Source organism: Halorubrum amylolyticum (genome assembly GCF_004114995.1).
Classification (GTDB): Archaea; Halobacteriota; Halobacteria; order Halobacteriales; family Haloferacaceae; genus Halorubrum; species Halorubrum amylolyticum.
The window spans coordinates 55967-68347 of the sequence record NZ_SDJP01000008.1 but is presented as its reverse complement, the minus strand read 5'-3'; the positions used below and the strand labels follow the sequence as shown (position 1 = coordinate 68347).

At 67.9% G+C, this 12381-nt stretch carries 13 protein-coding genes and 1 pseudogene; 6 read left to right on the top strand and 8 right to left on the bottom strand.

Going from position 1 to position 12381, the window contains the following annotated elements:
* Positions 1 to 11: 11 nt before the first annotated feature.
* From ESO89_RS08480 to ESO89_RS08470, 3 genes are all read right to left on the bottom strand, one after another.
* On the bottom strand, positions 12 to 2111 hold the full coding sequence (locus ESO89_RS08480; RefSeq protein WP_128905102.1) for an AMP-binding protein: 2100 nt from the start codon (positions 2109 to 2111) through the stop codon (positions 12 to 14).
* Positions 2112 to 2135: 24 nt separating this feature from the next.
* Positions 2136 to 2570, bottom strand: coding sequence for a universal stress protein (locus ESO89_RS08475; RefSeq protein WP_128905101.1), 435 nt, complete (start codon positions 2568 to 2570; stop codon positions 2136 to 2138).
* Between the two features lie 110 nt (positions 2571 to 2680).
* Positions 2681 to 3634 (bottom strand): transcription initiation factor IIB, encoded by a 954-nt coding sequence (locus tag ESO89_RS08470; protein ID WP_128905100.1) that lies wholly within the window; start codon positions 3632 to 3634, stop codon positions 2681 to 2683.
* Between the two features lie 254 nt (positions 3635 to 3888).
* Here ESO89_RS08470 and ESO89_RS08465 point away from each other — a divergent pair, with 254 nt between their 5' ends.
* Together ESO89_RS08465 and ESO89_RS08460 are read left to right on the top strand one after the other, a co-directional pair.
* Positions 3889 to 4290 (top strand): apurinic/apyrimidinic endonuclease family protein, encoded by a 402-nt coding sequence (locus ESO89_RS08465; protein WP_128905099.1) that lies wholly within the window; start codon positions 3889 to 3891, stop codon positions 4288 to 4290.
* A 4-nt stretch (positions 4291 to 4294) separates the two neighbouring features.
* Entirely contained in the window at positions 4295 to 4918 is a 624-nt protein-coding gene (locus tag ESO89_RS08460; protein ID WP_128905098.1) for an METTL5 family protein, read from the top strand.
* A 551-nt stretch (positions 4919 to 5469) separates the two neighbouring features.
* Here the strand turns inward: ESO89_RS08460 and ESO89_RS19380 are convergent.
* The 4 genes and pseudogenes from ESO89_RS19380 to ESO89_RS08435 form a co-directional block, all read right to left on the bottom strand.
* Positions 5470 to 5679 (bottom strand): annotated as a pseudogene (locus tag ESO89_RS19380) (hypothetical protein); the annotation flags it as partial.
* Between the two features lie 26 nt (positions 5680 to 5705).
* Positions 5706 to 7502, bottom strand: coding sequence for a rhomboid family intramembrane serine protease (locus ESO89_RS08445; protein ID WP_128905096.1), 1797 nt, complete (start codon positions 7500 to 7502; stop codon positions 5706 to 5708).
* A 116-nt stretch (positions 7503 to 7618) separates the two neighbouring features.
* Complete coding sequence (locus ESO89_RS08440) at positions 7619 to 7897, bottom strand: UPF0058 family protein (protein ID WP_128905095.1); 279 nt, start codon at positions 7895 to 7897, stop codon at positions 7619 to 7621.
* A 305-nt stretch (positions 7898 to 8202) separates the two neighbouring features.
* Entirely contained in the window at positions 8203 to 8418 is a 216-nt protein-coding gene (locus ESO89_RS08435; protein WP_015910219.1) for a DUF7120 family protein, read from the bottom strand.
* A gap of 231 nt (positions 8419 to 8649) precedes the next feature.
* Here ESO89_RS08435 and ESO89_RS08430 point away from each other — a divergent pair, with 231 nt between their 5' ends.
* Both ESO89_RS08430 and ESO89_RS08425 read left to right on the top strand, forming a co-directional pair.
* Positions 8650 to 9300, top strand: coding sequence for a molybdopterin-dependent oxidoreductase (locus tag ESO89_RS08430; protein WP_128905094.1), 651 nt, complete (start codon positions 8650 to 8652; stop codon positions 9298 to 9300).
* 75 nt (positions 9301 to 9375) lie between these two features.
* Positions 9376 to 10719, top strand: a complete 1344-nt coding sequence (locus ESO89_RS08425; RefSeq protein WP_128905093.1) for an isochorismate synthase — start codon at positions 9376 to 9378, stop codon at positions 10717 to 10719.
* 39 nt (positions 10720 to 10758) lie between these two features.
* On the opposite strand, the gene ESO89_RS08420 is transcribed toward ESO89_RS08425, so the two are convergent.
* Positions 10759 to 11499, bottom strand: coding sequence for a proteasome assembly chaperone family protein (locus tag ESO89_RS08420; RefSeq protein ID WP_128905092.1), 741 nt, complete (start codon positions 11497 to 11499; stop codon positions 10759 to 10761).
* A gap of 123 nt (positions 11500 to 11622) precedes the next feature.
* On the opposite strand from ESO89_RS08420, the gene ESO89_RS08415 reads away from it, so the two are divergent.
* The gene (locus tag ESO89_RS08415; RefSeq protein ID WP_128905091.1) at positions 11623 to 11874 is read left to right on the top strand and encodes an AbrB/MazE/SpoVT family DNA-binding domain-containing protein; all 252 of its coding nucleotides are present in this window, start codon (positions 11623 to 11625) and stop codon (positions 11872 to 11874) included.
* Positions 11875 to 12309 (top strand): PIN domain-containing protein, encoded by a 435-nt coding sequence (locus tag ESO89_RS08410; protein ID WP_128905090.1) that lies wholly within the window; start codon positions 11875 to 11877, stop codon positions 12307 to 12309.
* The last annotated feature ends 72 nt before the right edge of the window (positions 12310 to 12381 follow it).

Genomic DNA, 12381 nt, shown 5'->3' with positions numbered 1-12381 from the left:
ACCGGGACAGTTTATCTGTCGTCGGGATCTCTCTCTGTCTCGTCGGCGTCCTCACCGCTAGTCGTCGCGTCATCGCCGCTCTCACCGTCAGCCGTCGCTACGTCGCTTTCGCCACCCTCCTCACCGCTGGCGTCGCTATCGTTGTCGCCGTCGGCGCCGCCGTCGACGGGCTCCCCGCCTCCGTTTTCGGCGTGGTCGTTCGACGGTGTCGCTGTCGTCGACTCTGGCGATTCACTCGCCTCGTCTGACTCGGCCGATTCGGTCGAGTCGGCCGTCTCAGTCGGTTCGTCCGGATCAGTTGGCTCTGCCGGCTCGAACCCGGCGGTCTCCAGGTCGGCGTCGCTCCGCGGATCGTGTCCGCGCTCGCGGAGGATCTGCCGCACGGCTTCTCGGTCGATCGTTCCCGACACGGTCCGGGGGAGCTCGTCGACGTACGCGACGGTCTTCGGGATCTTGAACCCCGCAAGCCGCTCGCGCGCGAACGAGACGAGCCGCTCCTCGTCTACGAGCGAGGACACGTCGCTCTCGATCGGTTCGGTATCGTCCGCGGGCTCGCCGTCCGTCTCCTCGTCGTCAGCGTCTCGGTCTCCCGTCTCCTCGTCGGCCGCTTCTCCGTCGCCCGTCTCCTCGTCGGCGGCTTCCCGGTCGTTCGCCCCCTCGTCGGTGCTCTCCCCCTCGTCTGCACCCTCTGTGACCGCAGCGTCGTCTCGCATCCGGTCGCCGACCGCGAGCAGCGCGGAGACGCGCTCGCCCCACACGTCGTCGTCGAGGCCGACCACGGCGGCGTCCTCGACCGGCGGGAACTCCCGAAGCACGTCGACCACCTCGCCGGGCTCGACGTTCTCGCCCCCGGTGACGATCCGGTCGTCGAGCCGGTTGAGCACGTAGAGGAACCCCTCGTCGTCGAAGCGACCCACGTCGCCGGTGTGGAGTCCGTGCGGGCCGAACGACGACCGGTCGAGCGCGGCGGCGGTCGGTCCGTCTCCCCCGCCTTTGCCCTCTCCGTCGTTTCCATCCTCCCCGTCGATGTACCCGGGGGACACCGTCGGGCCGACGACGACGATCTCGCCGGCCGCTCCGGGGTCGACCGGCGTCCCGTCCTCGTCGACGACCGTCACGTCGGTGCCGAACAGCGGTCGACCGACCGTGCCGAGTCGGTCCCTCGTCTGTCGCGGGGTCGCGGTCGCGATCTGGGAGGCCGACTCGGTCATCCCGTAGGTCGGGTACACCGGGATCGAGTAGTCGCGGCAGCGCTCGATCACCTCGTCCGGGGCGGGAGCGCCGCCGAGCAACACCACGCGCAGCGTGTCCGAGAGGGTCCCGCGCCTGTCGAGCATCCGCTGGAGCATCGTCGGGACCAGCGAGATCCCGGTCACGTCGTAGGTGTCGATGTCGTCGGCGGTGCCGCCCGGGTCGAACCCCTCCCGAAGCACGAGCGTCGTCCCGTACAGGGCGGAGCGGTACACCGGGGCGAGCCCGCCCATGTGGTGCAGCGACAGCGAGACGAGCCACCGGTCCCCTTGGTCGACGCCGAGCCGGAACGCGGAGGCGATCGCCGAGTTGTAGACGTTGCCCGCGGTGAGCGGGACTGGCTTGGGTTCGCCCGTCGTCCCGGAGGTGAACAGGACACAGAGGTAATCCGACTCCGCCCACTCCGGGGGATCGACCGGCTCCGGATCGACGCCGTGGACCGCCGTGACGCCCTCGGCGGTCGGGTCGTCGACGGAGAACACCGGGACCTCGCCGTCCACCTCACACTCCCCGACGGCGCCGAGCGCGGCGCCCTCCGTCGGCTCCGCGCACACCACCGCGTCGAGGTCGGCGCGCTCGACGCGCTCGGCGAGCTCTCGCTCCGTGAGCTCCTGTCCCAGCGGGACGAAGGTCGCCCCGATCCGCATCGCCGCGTGGACGAGCCCGACGGTGCCGACGTACGGCGGCGTGAGCACGCCCAGCCGGTCGTCCGCCTCGATCCCGTGCGCGACGAGCCGGCCGGCGGTCTCGGAGACGAGCCGGTCGAGGTCGGTGTAGGTCCACGCCTCGCCGTCTTCGGCCCGGATCAGCGCGGTGTGGTCCGGCGAGGAGACGACGCGGTGTGACAGCCAGTCCCGCATCGTCGTCACCGTGAGCGCGTGCGTCTACTCATCGGTGGGCTGGCGGACCGTCAGCACCGGCACGTCGGAGGTCCGGACGACCCGCTCCGTGACGCTGCCGAGCAGGTAGCGGTCGAGCCCCTTCCGGCCGTGGGTTCCCATCACGATCACGTCGATGGCGTTCTCGTCGACGTAGTCCCGGATCGACTGGTACGCGGTGCCCGTGGCGACCGTCGTCTCGCAGTCGACCCCGGCGTCCGCGGCGGCGTTGGCGACGCGTCGTGTGGCCTCCTTCCCCTCGGATTCGAGCGCCTCGACGACGACGTTGGCGCCCGCTTCGAGCGTCGAATACGCCGCCCCGTCGACGACGTAGAGGGCGTGCAGGCGGGCGTTGTAGTGTTGCGCGAGGTCGATCGCGTGCTCGATCGCGGCGTCCGACGCCGGACTGCCGTCGGTCGGTACGAGGATCTGAGTGTACATCTCGTCGCACGCTACGCTCGGTGTCGATTAAAAACCCGATCACGGCGGCGCGTCAGACGCGCCGACGCGCCGACGCGTCAATCCCCCGATGAGGCTCGCTGATCCCGGTCCTACCGGAACCCCATCGCCTCGATCTGCTCTTGGTATCGGTTGCGGATGGTGACCTCGGTCACCTGCGCGACGTCGGCGACCTCGCGCTGGGTCTTCTTCTCGTTACAGAGGAGCGACGCGGCGTAGATGGCGGCGGCGGCGAATCCGGTGGGGGACTTCCCGGAGAGGAGTCCCTGCTCCGCGGAGACATCGATGATCTCCGTCGCCTTCGACTGGACCTCCTCGCTGAGTTCGAGCGAGGACGCGAACCGCGGAACGAACTGCTTCGGGTCGACCGGCTTTAGCTCCAGTCCGAGCTCCTGGGAGATGTAGCGGTACGTCCGTCCGATCTCCTTTTGCGGGACGCGCGACACGTCGGCGACCTCGTCGAGCGAGCGCGGAATCCCCTCCTGCCGGCAGGCGGCGTAGAGGGCGGCGGTGGAGACGCCCTCGATCGATCGCCCGCGGATCAGGTCCTCGTTGAGCGCGCGGCGGTAGATGACGGAGGCGACCTCGCGTACCGACCGCGGGACGCCCAGCGCGCTGGCCATGCGGTCGATCTCCGAGAGCGCGAACTGGAGGTTGCGTTCGCCCGCGTCCTTGGTCCGAATCCGCTCCTGCCACTTGCGCAGGCGGTGCATCTGCGACCGCTTTTCCGAGGAGAGCGACCGGCCGTAGGCGTCCTTGTCCTTCCAGTCGATCGTCGTCGTCAGCCCTTTGTCGTGCATCGTTTCGGTGATGGGGGCGCCGACGCGCGACTTCGACTGCCGCTCCGAGTGGTTGAACGCGCGCCACTCCGGCCCGCGGTCGATGTTCCGTTCGTCCAGCACCAGGCCACAGTCCTCACAGACGAGTTCTTGGTCGGCGTCGGTGACGATCTCGGTCGAATCGCACTCCGGACAGGAGACCGTTTCTTCGTCCGACTCTCGCTCGGTGTTCCGCTCCTGTTGACGCTGGCGGCTCGGACGTTCCATTATAAGGTTTCTGGTTACTCCCGCATTTAAACCTTTGTCCGAACGCGGAGATCGCTCCCGACAGGGTGATCTGTGGAACTGCGATTAAACGGGCTTACGGGCCCTGTACGGCGCACCCGTGATTTGTCCGTCCTTCCGCTGCAGCGCGGAAGTCGCCTCGGTATACCCCCGGAACGAACACGAACCGCGACCGCCCGTATATTACTATCGGACATTCAACAAAGCTTTTGTATTACCAATGCATATAGCGAAACATGAGCACGACGCAGTCCGACGGGATCGAAGCGACGCTCGACGGCTGTCGCCCGGCCGAGATCGACCCCATCGTCGTCGACGCCGCCGACCTCGAAAGCACCGCGCCCGAACACCTCCGCGACCTCAAAGCCGAGTTCTCCGCCCGCGGCTACCAGCCTGCGACCCTCTCCGTCGCGGCCTGCTTCGACTGCGGCGACGCCCTCTCCACCCAGCGCGAGGCGGACCGACTCCGCGAGTTCGTCCGCGCCGCGTCGTTCCTCGGCGCCGGCCGAATCGAGGTCCACCTCGGCGAGGTCGCCGACCGGGACGCGACCGAGCCGGCGCTGTCGGCGCTCGCCGAGCGCGCGCGCCGCGAGGGCGTCGAACTCGTCCGCGTCGACGACGGCTCGGCCGCCGCCTGATCGGATGGCCTCGAAGCGCTCGCTCGCGACCAAGCTCGGTGTCGTCGCCGGCTTCGACGCCCCTAGCGCCGCGCTCGAACAGTACCCGACGCCCCCCGATCTGGCGGCGCACGTCGTCCACCTCGCCGACCTCCACGGCGATGTCGACGGCCGGACCGTCCTCGATCTGGGCACCGGGACCGGGATGCTCGCGCTGGCGGCCGCCCTCCGCGGCCCCGCGCGGGTGCTCGGGATCGAACTCGACCGCGGCGCGCTCTCGACGGCGACCGAAAACGAGCGCCGGATCGCCGCGAGCGCGCCCGTCCACTGGCTCCAAGGCGACGCGACGCGGCTCCCGCTCGACGTGCCCGACCCCGTGACCGTCGTGATGAACCCGCCGTTCGGCGCGCAGGACGGGAACCGGAACGCCGACCGCGGGTTCCTCGCGGCCGCGAGCCGCGTCGCCGCCGTCTCCTACTCGGTCCACAACGCCGGCAGTCACGAGTTCGTCGAGGCGTTCGCGGCCGACAACGGCGGCGAGGTCACCCACGCGTTCGCCGCCGACTTCGCGATCGAGGCGCAGTTCGACCACCACACCGACGCCGCCCGTGAGATCGACACCGAAGTGTACCGGATCGAGTGGGCCTGACGGTCCGGTCTCGCAGTCGCGGCTGCGCTTCTCGCTCGGGTGATTTTAACTAAATACTCGGTACGTGACTCGTCTCGGCCCGATTCCGGTCAATACAGCAGAAGAAATAATAGTGTAGGATTTCTACCATATTATATGGATGGACGCGGTTCTGATGAAAAAGGGACGTTTGCCCCAATTTATCCAAGTGAGATACCGTATCTCCCAGATAACGCACGACGATGGGTTGCTATCTTCCTGTTGGTGGCATTTATTAGTGGGTTTACCGTCTCATCCTTGATCTGGATTATTGGCCTCTTCTGAATCACTCGGGCCATTCAGTTCGCACTCTTCATCGACCAGCTGTTTCAGACAAGAATATGTCTGAAGAAGAGTATTTCAACGCAGGCGGCAGAGCAAAAAATATCAGCACTATATTTATACCGCTTCACAGACTTCCTTCTAGTATGAGTCTTGAAGAGACAGTTGACTACCTCGCTGAAGAACTTGACCTTGAGCGGAGTGAACACGTCCGTGAAGTCGGTCAGTCGGTCGCCGAGCTTCGCGACTGATCAAAACATTTCTCTGAAGTCTCGTTCGACAAGTCCTTCGTCCAGATACGTGATGAACTCTTGTCTCGTTGGTCCTTGGCGATCGAGCAGATCGTCCCGTTCTGCACGTTGGAGGACTGCCTGAGCGAAGTCGGTACAGTGGGACTCGTGCTGCCCAGCGTACTCTGAGAGGGCTTCTCGCCAGTGCATATCCAGCTCGAACTCGAAGAAGGGGATCCAAACAGCACCGCGTCGCCTTACTGCCGCCCCTCGTACGTCTCCCGCTCCGCGATCCGCACCCGCGTCTTCCCCCGCACCGCGAACACGGCGTCGCTCTTCCGGACGAACGTGACTCCCCGCAGCGTCACCGACTCGTTCGCCGCCGGAAGGGAGCCGACTTCGCTCTCCCCGTCGCCCTCGACGCGCAGTTCGAACCCGTCCTCGACGGCGGCGACCGTGACGTTCCGGCCGTCGATCCGCGGCTCGGCCCGCGCCGGCTCGCTCGTGAACAGCGTCGAGCGCGTCTCGTTCCGCACCGCGTCGACCCGGTAGGTCGGGCCGCCGTTCGTCGCAACCCAGCCGGTGCGCTGGACCCAGACGGTCTCGCGCCAGCCCGTCCCGCCCACGTCGACCGCGCGGTACCCCCAGAAGGCGAGGTTCCCCTTCGAGACCGCGGTGGTCCAGATCTCCCGGTCGGCGTTCGCCACGATCACCCCGGAGGTGTTGACGCTCGTCGACCGCCCGAACGCCTCCACGTCGACGACGCTCACCGCCCGATTCTCGACGTTCTCGGCGTACGTCACCCGATACCCGTCGACCTCGATCGGGTCGCCCGGGAGCTCGTCGTCGTCGACCGCGACGAGGTTCGGGGCGATCCCCGGCCCGGCCACGACCGCCAGCGCCGAGACGAGCAGCAGCAGGCCGACCGCCGCGGGCGTCGCGGACCGAACGCCCTCCCTGACCGTCTCCGGTTCCGGGACGGCTAGCTCCGGCCTAATCGGCTGGTCGCGCCCGGCGACCGCGAGCGCGACGATCGCCGCGAGGACCGCGAGGAGGCCGAGGCCGACCGCGCGGTACAGCTCGTACCGTTCGTTTCCGAGGTGCCAGTAGACGGCCCAGAGCCGGCGGGACGCCCCGAACAGCAGGACCGCGCCGAACGCGGCCAGCGCGGCCGTCCGCGAGTCCGGATCGATCCACTCGATCGGCTTCCCTCGGTGTCTCTGTCGGCGTCTCCGCCGGACCAACCACACCGCGGCGAGGACCCCCCCGATCAGCCCGACCGCGTGTCCCTGTATCGCGATGTTCGCCCAGCTCGGCGTCCCGTACGAGCCGCTCGCCTCGGAGACGACGACCGGGTTCCGGAGCGTCTCGTAGGCCACGTTCACCAGCGTCGCTCCGGTGAGCGCGGCGATCGTTTTGACCGGGTAAAAGACGAGCGCGAACCCCCACAGCGCGAACACCACGCCCGAGAAGCCGATCACCGGCCCGAGCGCGAACAGCGACGAGAGGACGCCGAACGACAGCATCGCCCCCGGAACGACGACGAACGCCCGGAGGAAGGGGTTCGCGGCGAGCGAGTCGCGGGAGAGCGACTCGATCGACGGCAGCGACCCGACGGACGGCAACGCGGACCGCACCGTTCCGGTCTCCTCGTCGACGTCGCGGCCGCCCGGGAAGTGCCCGTAGGCGTACTCGGCGAGCGTGCCGGCGACGAGCGTCGACAGGAGGTTCCCCGTGATGTGGCCCCGTCCGGAGTGTGCGAGTCCGGACCAGAGCATTCCCTCGGGGTAGAAGTACGACCACGACCGGAACGGGATCACGACGGGTCGGTCCGGATTCTCCAGCCCGCTCTGTACGAACAGGTACACCGCGACGACCGCGGCGATCGCGACGAGCGTCCCCCACGGGACGCCGAGGAGAAAGCGGGAGCGAAGCGCCCGCGTCCACGCTCCTCCCGGGCGGTCGGCTCGATACACGACGGCGAGAGCGCCGGCGACGAGAACGCCGCCGGCGGCGAGGTGGGCGGCGTCGGACGAAAGCGCCTCCGCGACCATGTGGGTGAGGGAGCGGCCGAGCGCTTAAGAGTTCGCGGGTCGGTCCCGATCTGAGACTGTGCCGATCGCGGTCGCGTCGGTCGCGAGGAGGTCCGGAATCCGGCGGTGTCGCCGGCTCAGATCTTGCTTTCGGCGTCGTCGGCCAGCTCCTTCATCCGCTTGCCCACGCGACCGGCGGGGGAGAACTCGTCTTCGCTCATCGCGTTCGCGAGGGCGTTGCCGAGGACGAACACGGCGTGTTTGTGTTCGCTCTTCGATTTGTGGACGTGAGAGGGATCGACGTCCAGCTCGTCGTACGGGTCGAAAAGCGAGCCGTCCACGGTCTCGTGGTTGCGGAAGTGCTCCATGATCGTCACCATCTGCTCGTGGAGTTCGAGGAGCTCGTCTTTGTGCATGTCCCTTGATACGGGTCGTATACCCTTTAAGCGTTGTTGAGGGGTATACGCACGGTTCTGTAGCGTTTCGACTCACGCCCACCAACACACAGCGGGAACGAATCGGTGACGACGCGGGGATGACAGCGGAACGATGCGTGGACGGTGCGGGGATGACAGCGGAACGATGCGTGGACGGTACGGGGACGACAGCGGAACGATGCGTGGGCGGTACGGGGACGAAGCAGGCCGGAAAACGACGATCGGAACAGGCGTCGGACGGGAAGACCAGAACCGGCCGGGACAAAGCGGAGCGGCGCGCTCCCTCAGAAGACGTACTCGTCTTCGTGGCCCATCATGCCCTCGTCTTCGAACCCGCCGGAGTCCTCCTCGTCTCGCGGACCGCTCGTCTTGAACGCCTTTATCCCCGTCGACAGGAGCTCTTCGACCGCCTCCTCGCGGTTGAGGAACTCCCCCTGCTCGACCATCTGAGCGATCTGCATCTCCAGATGCTCCGGCACGGTTATCTCTACTTGTGGCATTTCCTGCACGGGAGTAATGGGAATGGGTATATAAATGTGGCGTCGATGCTACGGATATTAGAAACCGATTTCGGGCAGTTTTGGAATTTGAGTTCTAAAACACCGAATATCTATTTTTGATATCGGAGTTTGTGAATATTCCCCAACATATCTATCCGATGCTTCGGGCGCGCCCGTCGCCGCTTCCGCGAGAACGACATCCATAGGTGACGCGGGGCCGTACGGGCGACCATGACCGAAGCCGGCGCATCCGACGCCGCAGGCCCCGCAGACACTGCGGACCCCGACGCGGTCGAGGACCTTACGGACCTCTACCGCGAGTACGGAGACGATCGACTCCCGCCGGGACAGCGCGAGACCGACCGCTTCCCGGTGCTCTCGAAGAGCGGGACGCCCTCGTGGGACCCGGAGACGTTCGAGTTCGAGGTCTGGGGCGCGGTTGAAGACCCGCTCACGTACTCCCTCTCCGCGTTTCGCGACCTCCTGTCGGTGACCCAGCGCCAGGACTTCCATTGCGTGACCGGCTGGAGCAAGTTCGACTGCGCGTTCACCGGGGTCGAGTTCGGCGAAATCGTCGAGCGCGCGGGCGTCCGCGACGACGCCGACCACGTCCTGTTCCACGCGCTCGACGGCTACACGACCAACCTCTCGCTGGAGGAGTGCACCCGCAAGGGCGTGCTGTTCGCCTACGGGTTCGACGGCGACGATCTCCCCGCCGACCACGGCGGTCCGATCCGGGTCGTCACGCCTCACAAGTACGCCTACAAGGGGGCCAAGTGGGTCTCCGGTGTCGAGTTCCTCACGGAGAAGGAGCTCGGCTACTGGGAGAAGCGCGGCTACAGCGACACCGCGAACCCGTGGAACGAGGAACGCTACAGCTGAACCGCGCCCACATCCTCGTTCGCGGATTCCCCGGGATAGTCAGGATAAAGGGTCCCCGGTCCCGACCCGAAACCAATGGAACGGGCGCGTTCGTCCCCGGCCTCGACCCTCGTTAGTCGCACGACCGGGATCGACGCACCCGCGTTCGCGGCCGCGTTCGACTCCCTCCCGGCGCCGCGAACGACGTGGAACGCCCCCGACGACGCGCTCGTGCTCGCCAGCGACGCGGCCGCGACGCTGACCGCCAGTGGCCCGGACCGGTTCGCGGAGATCCGGGCAGGTGCCGACGACCTGTTCGACTCCGGCGACGTCCACGCCGGGACCGAGGCCGCCCGCCCCCGGCTGTTCGGCGGGTTCGCCTTCCACGAGGGGGGCTGCGACGGCGACCCGTGGGGGCCGTTCCCGGAGGCGCGGTTCGTCCTCCCGCGCGTGCAGGTCACGTTCGCTGACAACGGCGCGTGGCTCACGGTGAACGCGGTCGGCGACGACGTCGATCCGAGCGCGGTCGAGGAACGGCTCGCCGAGGAACGCGACCGGATCGCGGGGCTCGCGGAGGCATCGGCAGCGGATCGCCCGCCGCGGCCCGGGATCGCGGGGACCCGCCGGACGACGAGCCGGGAGGCGTGGCGCGAGAGCGTGGAGGCCGCCGTCGGTCGGATCCGCGGCGGCGACCTCCGGAAGGTGGTGCTCGCGCAGGCGCTGGAGGCGGATCTCGCCGCGGAGTTCCCGCGGGCGGCGACGCTGGACCGGCTCGCGGAGAAGTACCCGGACTGCCACCGCTACTACTTCGAGCCCGACGCCGGCGGGAGCGCCTTCTTCGGCGCGACGCCGGAGCGGCTGGTCGCGTTGCGCGGCCGCACCGTCGAGACCGACGCGCTCGCGGGGACGACCGGCCGCGGGGAGACGCCGGCCGAAGACGAGTGGCTCGCGCGGGAGCTGCTCGACGACGCCAAGAACGTCCACGAACACGAGCTCGTCGCCGACACCGTCCGCGAGCAGCTGGAGCCGTTCGCGGCCTCCATCTCCGCGAGCGCGCGTCGCGTCCGGCGGCTCGCCACGGTCCAACACCTCCACACTCCGATCACGGCCGAGCTGAACGCGGACCGCCACGTCCTCGACCTCGTCGAGGCGCTCCACCCCACTCCCGCGGTCGGGGGGCTTCCCCCGGACCGCGCGCTCGAAACGATCCACGACACGGAGCCGTTCGACCGCGGCTGGTACGCCGCGCCGGTCGGGTGGATCGACGCCGCCGGCAACGGCGCGTTCGCGGTCGCGATCCGGTCCGCGGTGACGACGCCCCGCCGCGCCACCCTCTTCGCCGGCGTCGGTCTGGTCGCCGACTCCGACCCCGACCGCGAGTGGGACGAGGTCCAGCTCAAGTACCGGCCGATCCTCGACGAGCTTGAAGGCGGGGACTGACGGGTCGATTTCGGCCGCGGCGCCGAGCACCGCCGCCCCTCACTGGAACATCTTCAGCGGCTCCGCCTGCGAGCTCTCCTCGGTCGCCTCCTGCATCCGCTTCGCGAACGCCTGCTTCGCGTTCCGGATCTCGGTCGCCTGATCGACGAGCCCCTCGGTGGGCGTCTCGGTTCCGGCGATCGGGTCGATACCGTCGAGGATGAGGACCCGCGCCGCCTCCGGGTCGGGGAACTGCGGGTCCGACTCGACGACGAGCCCGACCGCGTCGCGGTCGCGCTCCAGCGACTCCGCCAGCATCGCCCCGGTCGGCCCCGAGACGAGCCCCGACTCCGGCGGCTCCTCGACCTCGGCGCGCGAGAGCGCCCCGCCGCCGTTCCCGGTCGCGACGCCGTACAGGTCGGGCGGCGCCTCGTCCTTCTCGCGGCCGAGTCCGGAGAGGAACACGGGGAACGCACCGTTTTCCGAGAACCAGCTGTCGAGACAGCCGGCGACCTCGGTCGCGGCGCCGGGGTTCACCGGCACGTCGCTGCGGAGCGCGACGAGGTCGCGTTCCTGGTCGACGTACAGCCGCACCGGCGTCGTCAGCGAGGGGTCCGACTCGTGATAGACGGCCACCCGCGGGAGCCCGTCGCACTGGACGTTCGCGTAGTGGACCATGTCGTGGGCCTCGATCAGGTGATCCGTCGCGATCTTGCCGACGAGCCCGACGCCAGGGAACCCCTCGACCAGCGTCGGCTCGTCCAGCGACACCTCGTTGTCGAGCACGGAGATGCGTGCCATAGGCTCGCGTACTCCCGCCGTCGACCTAAAGGTGGGGCGGAACCCGCGGACGCCGTCGCGTCTGTGCGGCCAGAAGTGTGCCGGAACACTACATTTTTCACGGCCGATCTCGTACTGGTTGGCATGAGCACCGATCGGGTCGACGCCGAAAGCAAGGTGTCGGGGAATCAAGCGAACATCCCGGCCCGGATTCGCCGGGAACTAGACATCGACGACGGCGATCAACTCCGCTGGCATCTCGAAGACGACGGAACCGTCCGCGTCCACGTCGTCCAACGGCGATCGGGGACCTTCAGCGACTTCGACGGATACGAGGGGGCGGAGGCGACGGACGTAACGGCGGACCACGACATGTGGGGCGTCGACGCCGAGTGAATGCCCCGCGCGCTCATCGACACCACGGTTCTCTTCGCGGCGGCCTATCGACGCGATAGCTCCCACGACATCGCACTTCCAATTCTCCGCGGGGTCGACGACGGATCCCTGCCGGAAGCGGTGATCCTCGACTACGTGCTCGCGGAAACGCTCAACGGCCTCACGACGCACGCTGGCCACGACGCGGCCGTCGATCTCCTCGATCGGATCGAGGAGAACACCCGGTTCTACGTCGAATCTCTCACGGCGGACGCGATTGCTGCCGCGAAAGCACTCTTCAGACGGCACGAGACGCTCTCGTTCGTCGACGCGTGTCTCGCCGTGTACATGCAGACGGAAGGGCTCGACTACCTCTACGCCCTCGACGACGATTTCGATACGGTCTCGGATGTCTATCGGCTCGACACGGCTGTGGACCCGTACGACCCGAACTGAAGCAGGAACGCTATCGCCCCGCCCCCGCCCCCGTCCCGGTCCCGAAACCGACTAACCGCCCGGCGCGCAAGG

What these genes read in the sequence shown, in the direction of transcription:
- ESO89_RS08480 (WP_128905102.1), bottom strand. Translation starts at nt 2,111, where the DNA reads ATGCGGGACTGGCTGTCACACCGCGTCGTCTCCTCGCCGGACCACACC.
- ESO89_RS08475 (WP_128905101.1), bottom strand. Translation starts at nt 2,570, where the DNA reads ATGTACACTCAGATCCTCGTACCGACCGACGGCAGTCCGGCGTCGGAC.
- ESO89_RS08470 (WP_128905100.1), bottom strand. Translation starts at nt 3,634, where the DNA reads ATGGAACGTCCGAGCCGCCAGCGTCAACAGGAGCGGAACACCGAGCGA.
- ESO89_RS08465 (WP_128905099.1), top strand. Translation starts at nt 3,889, where the DNA reads ATGAGCACGACGCAGTCCGACGGGATCGAAGCGACGCTCGACGGCTGT.
- ESO89_RS08460 (WP_128905098.1), top strand. Translation starts at nt 4,295, where the DNA reads ATGGCCTCGAAGCGCTCGCTCGCGACCAAGCTCGGTGTCGTCGCCGGC.
- ESO89_RS08445 (WP_128905096.1), bottom strand. Translation starts at nt 7,502, where the DNA reads ATGGTCGCGGAGGCGCTTTCGTCCGACGCCGCCCACCTCGCCGCCGGC.
- ESO89_RS08440 (WP_128905095.1), bottom strand. Translation starts at nt 7,897, where the DNA reads ATGCACAAAGACGAGCTCCTCGAACTCCACGAGCAGATGGTGACGATC.
- ESO89_RS08435 (WP_015910219.1), bottom strand. Translation starts at nt 8,418, where the DNA reads ATGCCACAAGTAGAGATAACCGTGCCGGAGCATCTGGAGATGCAGATC.
- ESO89_RS08430 (WP_128905094.1), top strand. Translation starts at nt 8,650, where the DNA reads ATGACCGAAGCCGGCGCATCCGACGCCGCAGGCCCCGCAGACACTGCG.
- ESO89_RS08425 (WP_128905093.1), top strand. Translation starts at nt 9,376, where the DNA reads ATGGAACGGGCGCGTTCGTCCCCGGCCTCGACCCTCGTTAGTCGCACG.
- ESO89_RS08420 (WP_128905092.1), bottom strand. Translation starts at nt 11,499, where the DNA reads ATGGCACGCATCTCCGTGCTCGACAACGAGGTGTCGCTGGACGAGCCG.
- ESO89_RS08415 (WP_128905091.1), top strand. Translation starts at nt 11,623, where the DNA reads ATGAGCACCGATCGGGTCGACGCCGAAAGCAAGGTGTCGGGGAATCAA.
- ESO89_RS08410 (WP_128905090.1), top strand. Translation starts at nt 11,875, where the DNA reads ATGCCCCGCGCGCTCATCGACACCACGGTTCTCTTCGCGGCGGCCTAT.